The organism is Arthrobacter sp. NPDC089319, from assembly GCF_040684925.1.
GTDB lineage: Bacteria > Actinomycetota > Actinomycetes > Actinomycetales > Micrococcaceae > Crystallibacter.
In genome coordinates this window covers 525,495-540,041 of the sequence record NZ_JBFBGZ010000001.1, presented here as the reverse complement: position 1 = coordinate 540,041, position 14,547 = coordinate 525,495, and the positions used below count along the sequence as shown (strand labels likewise).

Sequence of the window (14,547 nt, the reverse complement as noted above, 5' to 3'; positions counted from 1 at the left end):
CCGGAGAGTCCGCCACTGCGCGGACGCCTGCCTCGATAGTTGCCGCCGTTCCGCCCGCTGCTACGAGTCGGCCAGCCGGGCCTTTTCCGCGGCGACGTCGAAGTGGGCCGGTGGCCACTGCGGGTCGATGGCTTCCAGTGCCTGCAGCAGAAGCTCCTGCACGGCGATCCGCGCGTACCACTTGTTGTCCGCCGGCACCACGAACCACGGCGCCTCGGCGGTGCTGGTCCGGTCCAGCATCACCTGGTAGGCCTGCTGGTATTCGTCCCAGAAACGGCGTTCGTCCACGTCGCCCGGATCGTACTTCCAGTATTTGTCCGCCCGGTCCAGCCGCTCGAGCAGCCGTTTGCCCTGTTCGTCCTTGCCCAGGTGCAGCATGACTTTGACCAGCCGGATGCCCCTGCCGGCCACCGAGGACTCGAAGTCGATGATCTGGCCGTACCGTGCTTCCACCACCTCCCGGGACGAGAGCCCGTGCACGCGGTGGATGAGCACGTCTTCATAGTGCGACCGGTCGAAGACGCCGATCAGGCCCGGCCCCGGCAATTCCCGCTCCACCCGCCAGAGAAAGTCGTGCGCCAGTTCTTCCGGCGTCGGGGCTTTAAACGCATGATGCGACACGCCCTGCGGGTCGGCCGCTCCAACCACGTGCCGGACGATCCCGCCCTTGCCTGAGGTATCCATCCCTTGCAGCACCAGCAGGACAGCATCCCGCGCCCCGCCTCGGCTCTGCGCAAAGAGGCGTTCCTGCAGTTCGGAGAGGCGGCGGTCGGACGCCTTGAGCAGGTCTTTGCCCTCGGCTTTGCCGCCGGCAAAACCCGGTGTGCTGCCGGTGTCCACGCCAGCCAGGTCAAAGCCCGGTCCGACCCTCAGCAGCTCCGACGGATTCCGCGAAAACTCCGGTACATCTGGCTCGTCCACCTTGGTCCTCCCTTCGGCACGGCCCGCGTGGCACGCGGTGGGGAAAGCCTACCCACGCGGGGGCAGGGCGGCTACGCCGGCTGCGCCCGCTACTGCCGGTACCCGGCCAGGAATTCCTCGATCCGCCCGACGGCTTCGGTCAACACGTCCACATTCGGCAACGTGACCAGCCGGAAATGGTCCGGTTGCGTCCAGTTGAACGCCCGCCCGTGCGAGATCAGGATCTTCTGCTGCTTGAGCAGGTCCAACGCGAACTGCTCGTCGTCCTTGATCGGATAAACCTCCGGGTCCAGCTTCGGGAACAAGTAGAGCGCCCCCTTGGCCTGTTGGGTGCTGACTCCGGGGATGGCATTCAGCAGCTCATAGGCCTTGTTGCGCTGCTCCAGCAGCCTGCCGCCGGGCAGGATCAGGTCGTTGATGCTCTGATGTCCGCCCAACGCGGTCTGGATCGCATGCTGGGCCGGTACGTTGGCGCACAGCCGCATGTTGGTGAGCAGGTTGATGCCTTCGATGTAATCCCCGGCCAAATGCTTGGGCCCGGAGATGGCCATCCAGCCGCTGCGGAAACCGCAGACCCGGTAGGCCTTGGACAGCCCGCTGAACGTCAGGACCAGCACGTCGTCTGCCAGCAGCGCGGTATTCACATGTTCGGCGTCTTCGTAGAGGATCTTCTCGTAGATCTCGTCCGAGAACACCACCAGATTGTGCTTGCGCGCCAGTTCCAGCATGCCTTCGAGGACGTGCTGCGGATAGACGGCCCCGGTGGGGTTGTTCGGGTTGATGATCACGATTCCCTTGGTGTTGGGGGTGATCTTCCGTTCCATGTCTTCCAGGTCGGGCAGCCAGCCCTCTTCCTCGACACAGAGATAATGCACCGGATGGCCGCCGGCCAGGGACACCGAGGCGGTCCAGAGGGGGTAGTCGGGCGCCGGGATGAGCACCTCGTCGCCGTTGTTCAGCAGCGCCTGCAGGCTCATGGTGATCAGCTCGCTGACGCCGTTGCCCAGGTAGACGTCGTCCACGCCGATCTCCTGGATGCCGCGCGTTTGGTAGTACTGCGACACGGCGGTCCTGGCGGAGAAAATGCCGCGCGAATCGCTGTAGCCCTGCGCGGTGGGCAGGTTGCGGATCACGTCCACCAGAATGGCGTCCGGCGCCTCGAATCCGAACGGCGCGGGGTTGCCGATGTTCAGTTTGAGGATGCGCTGGCCCTCGGCCTCCATCCGCTGCGCGTGCTCGAGCAGCGGCCCGCGGATGTCGTAGAGAACGTTGTGGAGCTTATTGGACTGCTTGAACTCGGCCATTCAAAAATCTTCGCACACCGCACGCGCCGCCCCGGTGACCGGAGCGGCGCGTGCATGAACTCGAGGCAAAGCCTTAGTCGGCCAAGCCCTTCTGTGCCAGCCAATCGGCAGCCGCGTCGGCCGGATTGCGCTTCTCGTCGCCGCTGACCTGCCGGTTGAGGTCAATCAAGTCCTCGGTGGTCAATGCCGCCGAGACCTCGTCGAGCACCTTGGCTGCCTTGTCGTCCACGGACTCGGTACGGACCAGCGGCAGCACCTGCTGGGCAATGAAGTTGTTCTTCGGGTCTTCAAGCACCACCAAGTCGTTGTCCTCGATGGACGGAGTGGTGGTGTAGATATCGGCCACCTGGATCTTGTCCGTGATCAGCGCGTTGAGCGTGGTCGGCCCACCGTAGTCGTTGATCGGTTCGAAGGACTTGGGGACGCAGTTGTAGTGAGCCTTCAGTCCCGGCAGTCCGTACTCGCGCTCGGCGAATTCCGGGTTGGCTCCGATCACCAGGTCGCCGCAGACCGGGGCCATGTCCTCGATCGAGGTCAGCTTGTGTTTCTCCGCCGTTGCCTTGGTTACCACCATCGCGTCCTTGCTCTCCGCCGCTGCCGGCTCCAGCACGCCGAGCCCCTCGGGCATGGCGGCCGGAAGTGCCGCCATGACGTCCGGGGCGGAGGCCGCCGTCGCGCCGCTGTCCAGGAACAGCAGCAAGTTTCCGCTGTAGTCCGGGATAACGTCCACGGACCCTTCCTCGACGGCCTTCACGTAGACCTCCCGGGAGCCGATGCCCGGCTTGGTGGTGACGTCGTAGCCGGCTGCGGTCAGCGCACCCGCATAGAGCTCGGCAATGATCTGGCTTTCCGTGCCGCCGCTTGACCCGACCACCAGGGACCCGCCGGCGCTACCCTCCGACGCCGGCGTCCCTTCCTGCAGCGGGTTGGAGCCGCCGCCGCAGGCGGCCAATACCAGCGCCAGGGCCGCCGTTCCTGCCGCGAGCACGCTCCGCCGGGCGGCCGGGCCCCTGCTGCGTTCTTGGCTGTGTGCGTTGATCCGGGGGTGGTTTTTCATGCTTTTCTCCTCATGTGCCGGCACTGGCTGCTCCAACCTTACTTGTCCTGCCTTTTGACCCGGAGGGGACGCCGCGCACGCCGGGCGATACGGCGACTTTCTGAACCAAGGCCAACACGGCGTCGGTCACCAGTGCCAGCGCCGCGATCAGCAGTGCGCCGGCGAACAGGCGAACCGGGTCGCGGACGGCAAGCCCGTCGATCAGGTACCGGCCGAGGCCGCCGAGATTAATGTAGGCGACCACCGAGACCGTGGCGATGACCTGCAGCACGGCGGCACGCACCCCGCCCAGCAGCACCGGCAGCGCGTTCGGCACTTCGGCACGGAACAGCACCTGCCGCTCGGTCATGCCCATCGCGCGTGCAGCGTCCACCAGCGGGCGGTCGACGGCGGCAATCCCGGAATAGGTGCCTGCCAGCAGCGGCGGAATGGCCAGGATCACCAGCGCATAGATCGGCGGCATGAGGCCAAGGCCCATCAGGATGACGAACAGGGTCAGCAGGCCCAGCGTGGGCAGCGCCCGCAGCCCGCTGGCCAGCCCGACGACGGCGACGCGCCCCCTTCCGGTGTGGCCGACGAACAGTCCCAGCGGCACGGCAATGGCAGCGGCGATCACCAGGGTCAGGCCACAGTAGAACAGGTGCTCGGCCAGCCTGGCCGGAATGCCTGCCGGTCCGTTCCAGTTGACCGGATCGAGGAACCACGCCGCAGTCTGCTCAAAGAGGTTCATCCGCGCACCGCCGCCTGGGCAGCATCGGGCCGTTGCCCCGGACCGATGCCTTCCTGCGCCGCCGCGCCGCCGCCGGGTTCCGACTCGGCGCCGGGCCCGGCCGCGGTGAGCGCAGCGGACCCGTCGGCAACTCTGTGCCGGCGCAGCCACGGCGTGAATACCCGCTCCAGCACCACCAGGAACAGATCCATCAGCGCCGCGAGCACCAGGGTCATGAAAATTCCAACCAGGATTTCGGTCATGAAGTTGCGCAGCAGTCCGTCGGTGAACAGGAAGCCGAGGTTCGGGACGCCGATCAGTGCACCCACGCTGGCCACCGATATGTTGCTCACCGACACCACGCGCAGGCCTGCCACCAGCACCGGGATACACAGCGGCAGATCCACCTGGAAGAAGCGGCGCACCGGCCGGTAGCCCATGGCGGCCGCGGCTTGCCGGACGCCGTCGTCCACGGACTCCAGCGCATCAACCACCGAGCGGACCAGCAGCGCAACGGTGTAGACCGTCAGCGCCACAATGAGGTTGGCCATTTCCAGGATTCCGGTGCCCAGAATCACGGGCAGGATCACGAACAGGGCCAGCGAGGGAATGGTGTACAGCACCGACGAAAGAGACAGGATCAGTCCGCGGACGGCGTGAATCCGCCAGGCCAGATAGCCCAGCGGCAGCGACGCCACCAACCCGAGCACCAGTGGAAGCACGCACTGGAACAAGTGGAGCCAGCTCAGCTCCATCACATAGGGCAGGTTGTCCAGGAACCACTCCATCAGCTGCCGTCCGCCTGGAGCCGCTGCAGCACGGCGGAGGGGTCGACCAGGCCGACCACACGACCAGCGGTGTCGACGGCGACCCCCGCCCCGGAGGGCGAGGACAGCGCCGCGTCCAGCGCCTGCCGGAGGCTGGAGCCGGGCGTGAACAGCGATCCCCCGATCAGTGCCTTCGCCGGGTCACGCTGACCCGGCGGCAGCCATCCGGCCGGCCCGCCGCCGTCGTTGGTCAACAGCAGCCAGCCTTCCCTTGGCGCTTCCGCAACACGGTCTTCGGTGGCGGTGGTGGCCGGCATCAGGGTCAGGCCGGCCGCGCTGTTGAACGACAACGAGCGGAAGCCGCGGTCGCGGCCGACGAAACCGGCGACGAATTCGTCCACCGGTGCCCGTAGGACTTCCTCCGGCGTGCCGAACTGCGCCAGCCGGCCGCCGGTGGCGAAGACGGCGAGCTTGTCGCCGAGGATCGTCGCCTCATCAATGTCATGGGTGACGAACACGATGGTTTTGGCCAGCTGTTGCTGCAGGCGCAGCAATTCCTGCTGGAGCTCGGCGCGGACTACCGGATCCACCGCGCTGAACGGCTCGTCCATCAGCAGGATCGGCGGATCGGCCGCGAGCGCCCGGGCCACCCCCACACGCTGCTGCTGGCCGCCGGAGAGTTGGCCCGGGTAGCGGTTGCCCAGCTCCTGCGCCAGCCCGACGACGGCGAGCAGCTCTTCGGCGCGCTTCCGCGCAGCCGTGCGGCGGGCTCCGTTCAGCCGCGGCACGGTGGCAACGTTGTCCAGCACGGTGCGGTGCGGCAGCAGTCCGGACGACTGCATGACGTAGCCCATGGACCGGCGCAGGGCCGCGGCGGGTTGGGCGGAGACGTCGTGGCCGTCCACCAGCACGGAACCAGCGGTCGGTTCCACCATCCGGTTGATCATCCGGAGCGAGGTGGTTTTGCCACAGCCCGACGGACCCACAAAAACGGTGATCGCGCCGCGTTCAATGTCCAGTGTCAGGTCACGGACGGCAGGCTGTCCGGCATAGGTCTTCGTGACTTCCCGGAACTCCACCATCGGGCGCTGCCCAGCCGTGGCGACGGCAGCCGACTGGTCAGCCGGAAGGGCAGTCGGTTGTTGGGGCTCGGACATGCTGAACCTTCCGTGGGAGATCCTGCGACCGGTGGGCCCGCAGGAGTGCTGGCTCTGAGTCTAATCACCTCGGCCGTCCGCCTGCACGTGGTTCCCCTCGTCCGCGGTAGTCCTTGGCCTGCGCGGCCGCCTTGGCCAGCTTGGCGAACTGCCGGCCGGTCCGGCGCTGCGCCGCCACGTTCTGCCGCCGGTGCAGGCTGGCCAGTTCACGTTCCATCTTCCGGTAGCTGTCCCAGCGCCGCCGCTCCAGGCTGCCGTCGGCCAGCGCCAGCTGGACGGCGCAGCCGGGCTCGGCACCATGGACGCAGTCGCTGAACCGGCAACTGGTTGCCAGCTCTTCGATATCGGCAAACACCGTCCCCAGCCCGTCCTCCGCATCCCACAGGGCGAAGCCACGGATGCCGGGAGTATCCATCAGCACTGCGCCGTTGGGCAGCGGAATGAGTTCACGCACCGTGGTGGTGTGGCGGCCCTTGCCGTCGCCGGCGCGGACCGCTCCGGCGTCCTGCACCTCCCGGCCCAGCAGCGCGTTGATCAGGCTGGATTTGCCGGCGCCGGAGGGTCCGAGCAACGCCATGGTCCGGCCGGGGGCCAGGTACCCGGTCAGTGCGTCCAGGCCGTCACCCGCCTCCGCGCTGGTTGTCAGGACGTCGGCACCGGCCGCCTGCTCCACGATCTGGGCGGCGACCTCGTCATGCTGGCCGCGCAGGTCAGCCTTGGTCAAGATCACCAGCGGCACTGCGCCCGAATCCCACGCGGCCACCAGGGTCCGTTCCAGCCGGTTCGGCGAGAGCGGCCGGTCGAAGGGCGCCACCACCCCGATAAAGTCCATGTTGGCGGCCAGGATCTGTTCGGCCGAGAGCGGATCGTAGGCCTGTTTGCGGGACAGCGCTGAAAACCGCGGCAGCAGCCCGACGATGGCGGGGCCGCCCGCAGACGCCGGTCGGCCGGCGTCGTACGCCACCCAGTCGCCGGTGGCCGGCTGCTGGGGCAGGCCCACGGTGGTCAGGTGCAGCAGGCCGCTCTCGGCTGCCAGCAGAACGCGGCCCCGGTCGGTGCGCGCCACCCGGGCAGGGCGGAGGGTGGGATCGGGAAATTGGTCCCTGAATAGCGCGCCGATGCGTTCGGTGTAGCCGTAGCTGTGCAGCAGGGAATGCGGTGCGGATGTGTCGGTCACAACGGTTACCTCGGGATCTGAGGCCTCCGGACCGGAGGTTCCGGCTGCTAGCTGCGGCCGGAGCGGTGGTGGGAGGCGGGGCTGGAGATGGCAACGGCATCTGCGGCAATGACGGTCATCACATCCACCTCCTCGAGAGGTCCCAGCGGGCACGGCGGCCCGGCAACCGGTCCAGCATAGCGCTCAACCGCCGGTTGCGGAATGGCCAGCGGGCACACCGTCCGGGAAGAGCAGCCGAAGCCCCAGATCCACCAGATCGACGCGGTCCAGCGACGGGACCCGGTGCAGCGGGATCCACCGCGCCAAATCGGTGGACCCGTCGGCCTCGTCCTTGAGCTCACCGTCGATCACGCCGGCCGCGTAGATGACGCGGAAGGCGTGCAGCGGACGGTTCCCATGCAGCCGCTTCGCAGCCGGGATGTGCTTGCTGTCCACGCCCAGCAGGCCCTGGAGTTCGGCTGAATAGCCAGTCTCCTCCCGGATCTCCCGGACTGCGCCGGTTTCGGCGTCTTCTCCGTACTCCAGGCCGCCGCCGGGCAGCGTCCAACGCGGCCAGCCGGCGCCGGTCCAGCGGGCCAGCAGCACGGCGCCGTCGGCGACGATCACGCCGTAGGCGGCAACCCGCGTATCGAATTCCATCCCTTTAGTGTAGGGCTGCGGGCCGGCGCTACCGGGCGTGGATCCCGCTGTGTGCTGCCGCCTGGACATCGGTCCGAAGGGTTTCGTGGGCCTGTAGCAGCGCGGCCGGTGCACCATGGTTCGGCGTCGGCCGGCGCAGGGCTGCCTGCCGCCGGGCGCGGTGCTCTCCGGCCATCACCAGTGCACGGCCGGAGTGGATCAGGAGCGATTCGAAAGCGGTGGGCCTGATGCCGACGCCGGCGGGCGACGGCGGACGGTACGGCTGGCTGGGAATGCTGGTCATGATGGGCTCTCGGTGGGTGAGGGCGTCCGGTCCGAGCGGACGTCGATGATCGGAAAAGCGTTGAAGTGGAGCTGTACCGGGCGGACGCCCTCGGCGCTCTCCGCACTCTGGTCCAGATAGGGCGCGGCCAGTTTGCGGACGTAATCAGATGCCTGTTCTGCAATCCCGGCGAGCTGTTCACGGGTCAGCCGGACGTTGATGGTGCTGACCACCGACGCATCCAGCCATTCCCCGGGCAGCAACTCGCTCCCGTGGGCCATGAAATCCGCCAGCAGGTCAGCCCGGCTACGCTCGAATTCCCGCGTGACCAGGCGGGCTGCCTCCCTGGTCGCCGGACTGCCAGCCAGTTCTCCAGCGCTGATCGTCAGGCTGCCGGGGGTGCGCCGCCACCATCGTTCGCGGGCGGTTCCGCGGCCTTCGACCTCGCGGACGAAGTCGTGCTTGGCCAGTTGGCGTAAGTGGTAACTGGTGGCACCGCTGGACTCCCCCAGACGTTCCGCGAGTCCGCTGGCGGTCTGCGGGCCGTACTGGGACAACATATTGAGCAGCTGGATCCGCAGCGGGTGGGCCAGTGCCTTCAAGGACACCACATCCACCCGACGGTCCGTGCCGTGCTCGCCCGCTGAGGACGGGGTGGCTTCTTGCTGTTTCTGCTGCTCCATGAGCACCACCCTAGTAGTGCAAACACTTCTTTGCAATAGAATCTTTGCAACTGTTTGTTTGCATGCGCCGGGCGGCTTCGATGACCATCGCCGCCGAGCCTCTGCCGGGCGCCTAGAAGGCATTGCGCGGACCCCCGTTGGCAGCTAGAACTGAGACCATGGGCAATGCGGCAACGAGGTTTCTCGGCACAGCGCTGCGGAAGCGAGGCCGCCGTGCCTGAGTCCGCGGCCACCATGCCCCGGGGCCTGATCGCCGACCGCTTGCATGCCGTCCTGGAGAACGCCGGACCCGATCCCTCTCGGTTCCCTGCGGCCGCCCGGGACTGTCTGGACCGCGCCTATGAGGCCGCCTACGCGGAGAACCACGCCAGCGCCCGGGCGTTGGCAGAGGCCGGACTGGCCAGGTCTTCCGACGCCGACTTGGACGTCCGGTTGGGCCTGTACTCCGTGCTGATTGCGCTCGACCAACTGGCCGGAGACGAAAGCCAGGCACTTGAGTACCTCCAAGCGCGGATTGCCCTGCTCCGCAGCCACGGCCTGGCGGCGGAAGCTGCCGCGGGTGAACGGCTGGGAATCGTCCTGTTCCGCGAGGCCGGCGATGATGATCTCCCGCTGCTGGAGGCCGAACTGGCCAGTCTGCTGGATACGCATTCCCCCGCCTCGGTGACCTCGGATGTCCAGTTGGCCATCGCCGTCGTCCGATCCCAGCGGGGCGAGGCGAAGCGGGCGATCGCCTTGCTGGAAGACGCGGTGGCGGGGTATGAACGTGCCGGCCGGACCGACAGTTTGTCCGGCGCGCTGATGTATCTGGCCAATACATACCTGCAGGCCGACCAGCCGGAACGGGCCACGGCGGCCGCCGACCGGATGCTGGCCTTGCCGGGAAACCGTGCCACCACCGCCAGCATGTGGCTGCTTAAGGCCAATGCCGCCGGCGGAGAGGGCGCGGCTGGGCTGGAGGAAGCGCTGACGGCGCTGGAACTCTATGCCGCGGCCGGCGTGCGTAAGGGCGCCATCAGCGCGGCCGTGGTGCTGGCACGGCTGTGTGCGGGGATGGGCGACTATGAAGATTCGGTGCTGGCCTGGCAGGCCGCCGTGGCGCAGGCAGAACGCGGTGAGGTCCAGGAAGAACTGACCCTGCGCCTGGCCCTGGGCAATCAACTGCTGGAGGCCGAGGAGTATGAGCTCGCCGGCGAGGTGCTGTCCAAGCTGCTGCAGCGGCTGGAGCAGACCAAGGCGCCGCACCCGCAGGTGGCCCGCGCCCTGATGAGCATGGGCCATGCCCACCGGCACGCCGGACGCACCCCCGAGGCGCTGGACTGCTGGCGCCGCGCGGTGTCCGAATTCAGCCACGGCGGCGAGTTCGGCGAAGCGGCCCGCGGCCTGCTCGCGACCGGAACGCTGCTGTCCAGGGAGGACCGAGAGAAGGACGCGCTGGTCTGCTTTGAAGCGGCGGTAGCCGCCGCCCGCAAGGCCGAGGACGACGACGCCGCACTGCCGCAGGCGCTGCATGCACTCGGCCATGCCCTGTGCGAAGCCGGCGACCCGAACGGCCTGAACGCCCTGGACGAGGCCATCAGCCTGGCCCGCGAGTACGGGGCTCACTGGTATGAGGCGGACTACAGCGACACGCGGGCCCGGGGGCTCTGGGCGCTGGAGGACGGCACCGCGGCAATCTCGGCCGCACTGCACGCGGCCGACCTCTACTCGGCCGCAGACGACGCCGCCTCGGCCGGCAATTCCGAATTGTTCGCCGCCCATGTGCTCGCGGAGATGGGCCGGGCCGACGACGCCGTGCCGATGTTCAAACTGGTGCTGCAGGAGCCCGACGTCGGCCGCACGCTCCGGGTCGCCGCCTATCTGGGACTGGCCTCTGCCCTCGATGACCTGGGCAGGACCGTGGAGGCGGACATTGCCAGGCGCGCCGCGGACGCGGCGGCCGACGGCACCGACTGACCGAGGCCCGCTCCGCATCCGCCCGCTTCCGCGGCAAGGCACCCCGGCCCTTCGGCGCGGCTCTCATCTTGGTCTCATCTGCGCCGTGGATACTGATGCCATGCCTCGTGTAGCCATCCGCACCGTTTTGATCACGCTGGCCGTGCTGCTCGGACTGGGCGCCGGCGGCGCAGCACTGGCCGCCGCGATGCGCGCGCCGGGCACCACCGATCTGGGCCCGTCGATCAGCGTCACGCAGTCCGTATCGCCAGACCCGGCCGAAACCCCGACCCCGGCAGCAAGCGAACCGCCGTCGCCGGCTTCCACCCCGACGCCGTCGCCGACCCCATCCGAACGGCCGCCGGGAGAAGGGGCCCAGCCGGTTCCGGTCCAGCCTGCCCCGCCGCAGGATTACGATGACGACGATGACCACTGGGATGATGATGGGGATGACGACGGCGGGGACGATGACTAATTCCGGAGCAGGTCCGGCCGCACCGACCCGCCAGCAGAACTGGTCCCAGTGCGGCGGCGTCCTGTCCGGCGGCCGTGCCTAGTCCTGCGGGCGGGCTATCGGTCCGGGTGCGGATACTGGCTGCCGTGCTCGCACTCTCCGCCCTGGGTCTGCTGGTTGCCGGATCGGTCGCTTTCGCCTTGCAGCGGGCTCACACGGTGCAGCGCATCGACGATTCCCTGCAGCGCAGCGTGACCGAGTTCAAGACCTTGGCGGAAACAGGCATCGACCCGGAAACCGGGGAACCCTTCACGCAGGCCAGCCGATTGGTGTTTCTGGCGATGCAACGGACGCTGCCAGCGGCCAACGAAGGCATGCTCGGTCTGGTGGACGGGCGGGTGACCTACACGGCAAGCCCCTCTATTCGGCTACGGCTCGAGCAGGATGCCGAGCTGGTGGCCCGCTTGGGCTCGGAGGCAGCGGCGTCCGACCGGGTCACGCTGGCAACGCTGCAGACGCCCCTGACCGTTTATCGGGTGGTCACGGTGCCGGTTCAGCTGGCCTCCGACCCTGCCCAAAGCACCTTCGTCGTGGCCTACGACTTTGATGCCGAACTGCGGCAGTTGGGGGACATTTTCCTGACCTACGCGCTGATCAGCTTCGGTTCCCTGGTGCTGATCGGCGGCGTGGGCTGGCTTCTGGCCGGCCGTCTGCTCGCGCCGGTCCGGTTGGTGCGCGAAACCGCCCAGCAAATCACCGACGCTGACCTGACCCAGCGGATTCCGGTCGGCGGAAACGACGACGTCTCCGCGCTGACCCGCACGTTCAACGACATGCTCGACCGGTTGGAAGCGTCGATGACTGCCCAGCGTCAGCTGCTCGACGACGTCGGGCATGAGCTCCGAACCCCCATCACCATCCTGCAGGGCCATCTGGAGCTGCAGGACTCGGGCGACCCGGCGGATGTGGAATCAGTCCGCGGGATCGCCCTGGACGAACTGGACCGGATGCGCCTGCTGGTTGACGATCTGGTCCTGCTGGCCAAGGCCGAACGCCCTGGCTTTATCAGCGTGGCAGGGGTGGAAGTCGGCCAACTGACCGACGATGTGCTGGACAAGGCACGGGCCCTGGGCGAGCGCCGGTGGATGGTCGACGCCCGGGCCGAAGTCCGCTGGCCGCTCGACAGCCGGAGGATCACCCAGGCCTGGCTCCAGTTGGTGTCCAACGCGGCCAAGTTCTCCGAGCCAGGCTCCACCGTGGCCATCGGATCGGCGGTGCGCGGCGATGAACTGCGGCTGTGGGTCAGGGACGAAGGAACGGGCATCCTCCTTGAGGACCAGGCCCGGATTTTTGACCGCTTCACTCGGGGCAGCAACGGGACCCGGGCGGAAGGGTCCGGCCTGGGGCTGACCATCGTCAGCGCCATCGCGGCAGCGCACGGCGGCACCGTGGAACTGGCCTCCGCGCCGGGCGCCGGTTCCACCTTCACTATTCTGATCAGCGGGCGGCCGGAGGCGGCCGAGTACAAGGAGTTAGCCGAGGACAAGGAGATAACAACGTGGGCCAGATTCTGATCATCGAGGACGAGGACAGGATTAGCTCCTTCGTCGCCAAGGGATTGAAGGCGGCCGGGTACGTGCCCACCGTGGTCGGCACCGGCCGGGAGGGCTACCATCTGGCCATGACCGGCGACTTCGAACTGGTCATCCTCGACCTTGGGCTGCCGGACCAGGACGGATTCACCGTGCTGCGCCGCCTGCGCGATGGCCGGAACGACACGCCGGTGATCATCCTCACCGCCCGCAGCTCGGTGGATGACACGGTTGCCGGGCTGGAGAACGGGGCGAACGACTACATGTCCAAGCCATTCCGGTTCGAAGAGCTGCTGGCCCGGGTTCGGCTGCGGCTGCGTTCCGAGCCGCAGCCGGCGGACCTGGCCATCCTGAGCAGCGGCACGCTGAGCCTGGACCTGCGGACCCGACGCGCCAGCGTGGGCGATCGGGACGTGGACCTTTCCGCGCGGGAGTTCGCCCTCGCCGAGGCCTTCCTGCGCAACCCGGGCCAGGTCCTCAGCCGCGAGCAGTTGCTCTCGCGGGTTTGGGGATACGATTTCGACCCAGGGTCAAACGTGGTGGACGTGTACGTCCGCTACCTGCGGAACAAGCTGGGGGCGGAGAAGTTCGCCACCGTCCGGGGCATGGGCTACCGGCTGGTGCCGGACGCCTAGTACCTCCGGCTTCAGGCCGCGTCGGCGGCCAGGCCCTCGGCGATGGCCAGCCGCTGCAGGGCGTCCTGCTGCCATTCGTCCCCCTCGCCGGCGGTCTTGGCCCCGGCCACCAGCGACAGTGCCACGCCGGCGGCCCGGCCGCGCAGCCCCGCCGGGTCCACCACGGTATCGAACATCGCTGTGAAACGCTCCAGGGCTGCCGGCACATGCACATAGCCGGCGTGAACCGCCGGCAGCACGGCCAAGTGCCCGAGGAAACAGGCCAGATCGTCCACCAGATGGCCGGGTCCTAGCGAGTCCACGTCCATGAGTCCGGTGATCCGCCCGCCGTCCACCAGCAGGTTGGCTTCGTAGAAGTCCCCGTGCGAAGGGACCACGGGACCGGAATCCGTGGTGGCCAGCAGCTCCTCCACCCGGCCGGCCAGGGCGAAGATCCGGTCCTGCTCGTCGGGAAGCACCGCGGCCGCGGCCTTGGCATAATCGGCGGCGCGCTCCGCCCAGGCCGGACGGCGGGAGAGCTCCAACACGCCCGGCGGGAGGGCGTTCAGCAGGTCCAGGAGGGTCTGAGGTGCGAGCGCCGCGGCGCCGTCGTTCATGATGGCCCGGGCCAGCGGGGTTCCCTCCGCCTCCGTGAGCACCACCACGCCGTCGGCCGGGCCCGGGGTGGCAACAGGTGCAGGCAGACCTGCGTCGGTCAGCATGCGGTGCCGGCGAAGCAACTGGACCGCCCGGTCCGGGCGGACCACCTTGAGAAAGACCTTGCGGCCGCCCTGCACGGCTTCCAGGACAGCGCGGCGCAGCGGCCGGTAACTGACCATCCGCAGCTCCGCCTCTCCCCCGCCGAAGACGCTGCGTCCGACGGCGGCCGGGTCGCAGGCTGCAGGCAACCCGACCAGCACCGGGTCGATCGGGTACAGCCAGGCGGTCAACGTCACGGTTCCGCCGTCCAGGCGCACCAGCGGCAGGCCGCATTCGGGCACCGCGGCCGTGGTGATGCAGACGTACTCCGTCCGGTCGACGCCATCGTTCGCGCGAAGCCGCACCGTGTAGATACCTGTGGTGCCGGCCCCGGGGCGGTGCTGCAGTTTCGCCAACTGCCAGGACTGGATGGCACCGCCGACCGTGGCGACGGCCAGTTCCAGCGGCTCGCGCATCTCGGAGCTTTCCAAGAGGTCGATGCCGGCGGTTTCCGTGGCCATCACGTCCTGATTCGGTGCTTCCATACGTCCATTCCACACCATGTCGGCCGTCGCCG

Annotated in this window: 15 protein-coding genes; 4 read left to right on the top strand and 11 right to left on the bottom strand. The window is 68.3% G+C overall.

All coding sequences use genetic code 11. The features are described 5' to 3' along the window. Positions 1-60: 60 nt before the first annotated feature. From AB0N75_RS02645 to AB0N75_RS02600, 10 genes are all read right to left on the bottom strand, one after another. A complete protein-coding gene (locus AB0N75_RS02645) occupies positions 61-921 on the bottom strand; it encodes a polyphosphate kinase 2 family protein (RefSeq protein ID WP_364644628.1) in 861 nt (286 codons plus the stop codon). Between the two features lie 89 nt (positions 922-1,010). Then, positions 1,011-2,225 carry a pyridoxal phosphate-dependent aminotransferase gene (locus AB0N75_RS02640; RefSeq protein WP_364644625.1) on the bottom strand — a complete coding sequence of 405 codons (1,215 nt, stop codon included), beginning with the start codon at positions 2,223-2,225 and terminating at the stop codon, positions 1,011-1,013. A 73-nt stretch (positions 2,226-2,298) separates the two neighbouring features. Continuing rightward, a complete protein-coding gene (locus AB0N75_RS02635) occupies positions 2,299-3,282 on the bottom strand; it encodes an ABC transporter substrate-binding protein (RefSeq protein WP_364644622.1) in 984 nt (327 codons plus the stop codon). Positions 3,283-3,292: 10 nt separating this feature from the next. Beyond that, positions 3,293-4,012: an ABC transporter permease gene (locus tag AB0N75_RS02630; protein ID WP_364644619.1), complete on the bottom strand. Its 720-nt coding sequence runs from the start codon at positions 4,010-4,012 to the stop codon at positions 3,293-3,295. Then, a complete protein-coding gene (locus AB0N75_RS02625; RefSeq protein ID WP_364644616.1) occupies positions 4,009-4,779 on the bottom strand; it encodes an ABC transporter permease in 771 nt (256 codons plus the stop codon). The genes AB0N75_RS02630 and AB0N75_RS02625 overlap by 4 nt, the downstream gene beginning before the upstream one ends. Continuing rightward, positions 4,779-5,840, bottom strand: coding sequence for an ATP-binding cassette domain-containing protein (locus tag AB0N75_RS02620; protein ID WP_364644828.1), 1,062 nt, complete (start codon positions 5,838-5,840; stop codon positions 4,779-4,781). The genes AB0N75_RS02625 and AB0N75_RS02620 overlap by 1 nt, the downstream gene beginning before the upstream one ends. A gap of 139 nt (positions 5,841-5,979) precedes the next feature. Then, a complete protein-coding gene (gene rsgA, locus AB0N75_RS02615) occupies positions 5,980-7,092 on the bottom strand; it encodes a ribosome small subunit-dependent GTPase A (protein WP_364644613.1) in 1,113 nt (370 codons plus the stop codon). 183 nt (positions 7,093-7,275) lie between these two features. After that, a complete protein-coding gene (locus AB0N75_RS02610) occupies positions 7,276-7,731 on the bottom strand; it encodes an NUDIX domain-containing protein (RefSeq protein ID WP_364644610.1) in 456 nt (151 codons plus the stop codon). A gap of 28 nt (positions 7,732-7,759) precedes the next feature. Then, entirely contained in the window at positions 7,760-8,014 is a 255-nt protein-coding gene (locus AB0N75_RS02605) for a hypothetical protein (RefSeq protein ID WP_364644607.1), read from the bottom strand. Next, a complete protein-coding gene (locus tag AB0N75_RS02600) occupies positions 8,011-8,676 on the bottom strand; it encodes a winged helix-turn-helix domain-containing protein (protein ID WP_364644604.1) in 666 nt (221 codons plus the stop codon). Before AB0N75_RS02600 ends, AB0N75_RS02605 begins: the two co-directional genes overlap by 4 nt. A gap of 213 nt (positions 8,677-8,889) precedes the next feature. On the opposite strand from AB0N75_RS02600, the gene AB0N75_RS02595 reads away from it, so the two are divergent. The 4 genes from AB0N75_RS02595 to AB0N75_RS02580 all read left to right on the top strand — a co-directional run bounded on the left by AB0N75_RS02595 (position 8,890) and on the right by AB0N75_RS02580 (position 13,292). Beyond that, positions 8,890-10,632, top strand: coding sequence for a tetratricopeptide repeat protein (locus tag AB0N75_RS02595; protein ID WP_364644601.1), 1,743 nt, complete (start codon positions 8,890-8,892; stop codon positions 10,630-10,632). A 100-nt stretch (positions 10,633-10,732) separates the two neighbouring features. After that, the gene (locus AB0N75_RS02590; protein WP_364644598.1) at positions 10,733-11,086 is read left to right on the top strand and encodes a hypothetical protein; all 354 of its coding nucleotides are present in this window, start codon (positions 10,733-10,735) and stop codon (positions 11,084-11,086) included. Between the two features lie 125 nt (positions 11,087-11,211). Beyond that, entirely contained in the window at positions 11,212-12,639 is a 1,428-nt protein-coding gene (locus AB0N75_RS02585) for a HAMP domain-containing sensor histidine kinase (RefSeq protein WP_364644595.1), read from the top strand. Then, positions 12,624-13,292 (top strand): response regulator transcription factor, encoded by a 669-nt coding sequence (locus AB0N75_RS02580; protein WP_364644593.1) that lies wholly within the window; start codon positions 12,624-12,626, stop codon positions 13,290-13,292. The genes AB0N75_RS02585 and AB0N75_RS02580 overlap by 16 nt, the downstream gene beginning before the upstream one ends. 11 nt (positions 13,293-13,303) lie before the next feature. Here AB0N75_RS02580 and AB0N75_RS02575 read toward each other — a convergent pair whose 3' ends face one another. Then, complete coding sequence (locus AB0N75_RS02575; protein WP_364644590.1) at positions 13,304-14,515, bottom strand: aminoglycoside phosphotransferase family protein; 1,212 nt, start codon at positions 14,513-14,515, stop codon at positions 13,304-13,306. Positions 14,516-14,547: the final 32 nt, after the last annotated feature.

What these genes read in the sequence shown, in the direction of transcription:
- AB0N75_RS02640 (WP_364644625.1), bottom strand. Translation starts at nt 2,225, where the DNA reads ATGGCCGAGTTCAAGCAGTCCAATAAGCTCCACAACGTTCTCTACGAC.
- AB0N75_RS02635 (WP_364644622.1), bottom strand. Translation starts at nt 3,282, where the DNA reads ATGAAAAACCACCCCCGGATCAACGCACACAGCCAAGAACGCAGCAGG.
- AB0N75_RS02630 (WP_364644619.1), bottom strand. Translation starts at nt 4,012, where the DNA reads ATGAACCTCTTTGAGCAGACTGCGGCGTGGTTCCTCGATCCGGTCAAC.
- AB0N75_RS02625 (WP_364644616.1), bottom strand. Translation starts at nt 4,779, where the DNA reads ATGGAGTGGTTCCTGGACAACCTGCCCTATGTGATGGAGCTGAGCTGG.
- AB0N75_RS02620 (WP_364644828.1), bottom strand. Translation starts at nt 5,840, where the DNA reads ATGGTGGAGTTCCGGGAAGTCACGAAGACCTATGCCGGACAGCCTGCC.
- AB0N75_RS02610 (WP_364644610.1), bottom strand. Translation starts at nt 7,731, where the DNA reads ATGGAATTCGATACGCGGGTTGCCGCCTACGGCGTGATCGTCGCCGAC.
- AB0N75_RS02605 (WP_364644607.1), bottom strand. Translation starts at nt 8,014, where the DNA reads ATGACCAGCATTCCCAGCCAGCCGTACCGTCCGCCGTCGCCCGCCGGC.
- AB0N75_RS02600 (WP_364644604.1), bottom strand. Translation starts at nt 8,676, where the DNA reads ATGGAGCAGCAGAAACAGCAAGAAGCCACCCCGTCCTCAGCGGGCGAG.
- AB0N75_RS02590 (WP_364644598.1), top strand. Translation starts at nt 10,733, where the DNA reads ATGCCTCGTGTAGCCATCCGCACCGTTTTGATCACGCTGGCCGTGCTG.
- AB0N75_RS02575 (WP_364644590.1), bottom strand. Translation starts at nt 14,515, where the DNA reads ATGGAAGCACCGAATCAGGACGTGATGGCCACGGAAACCGCCGGCATC.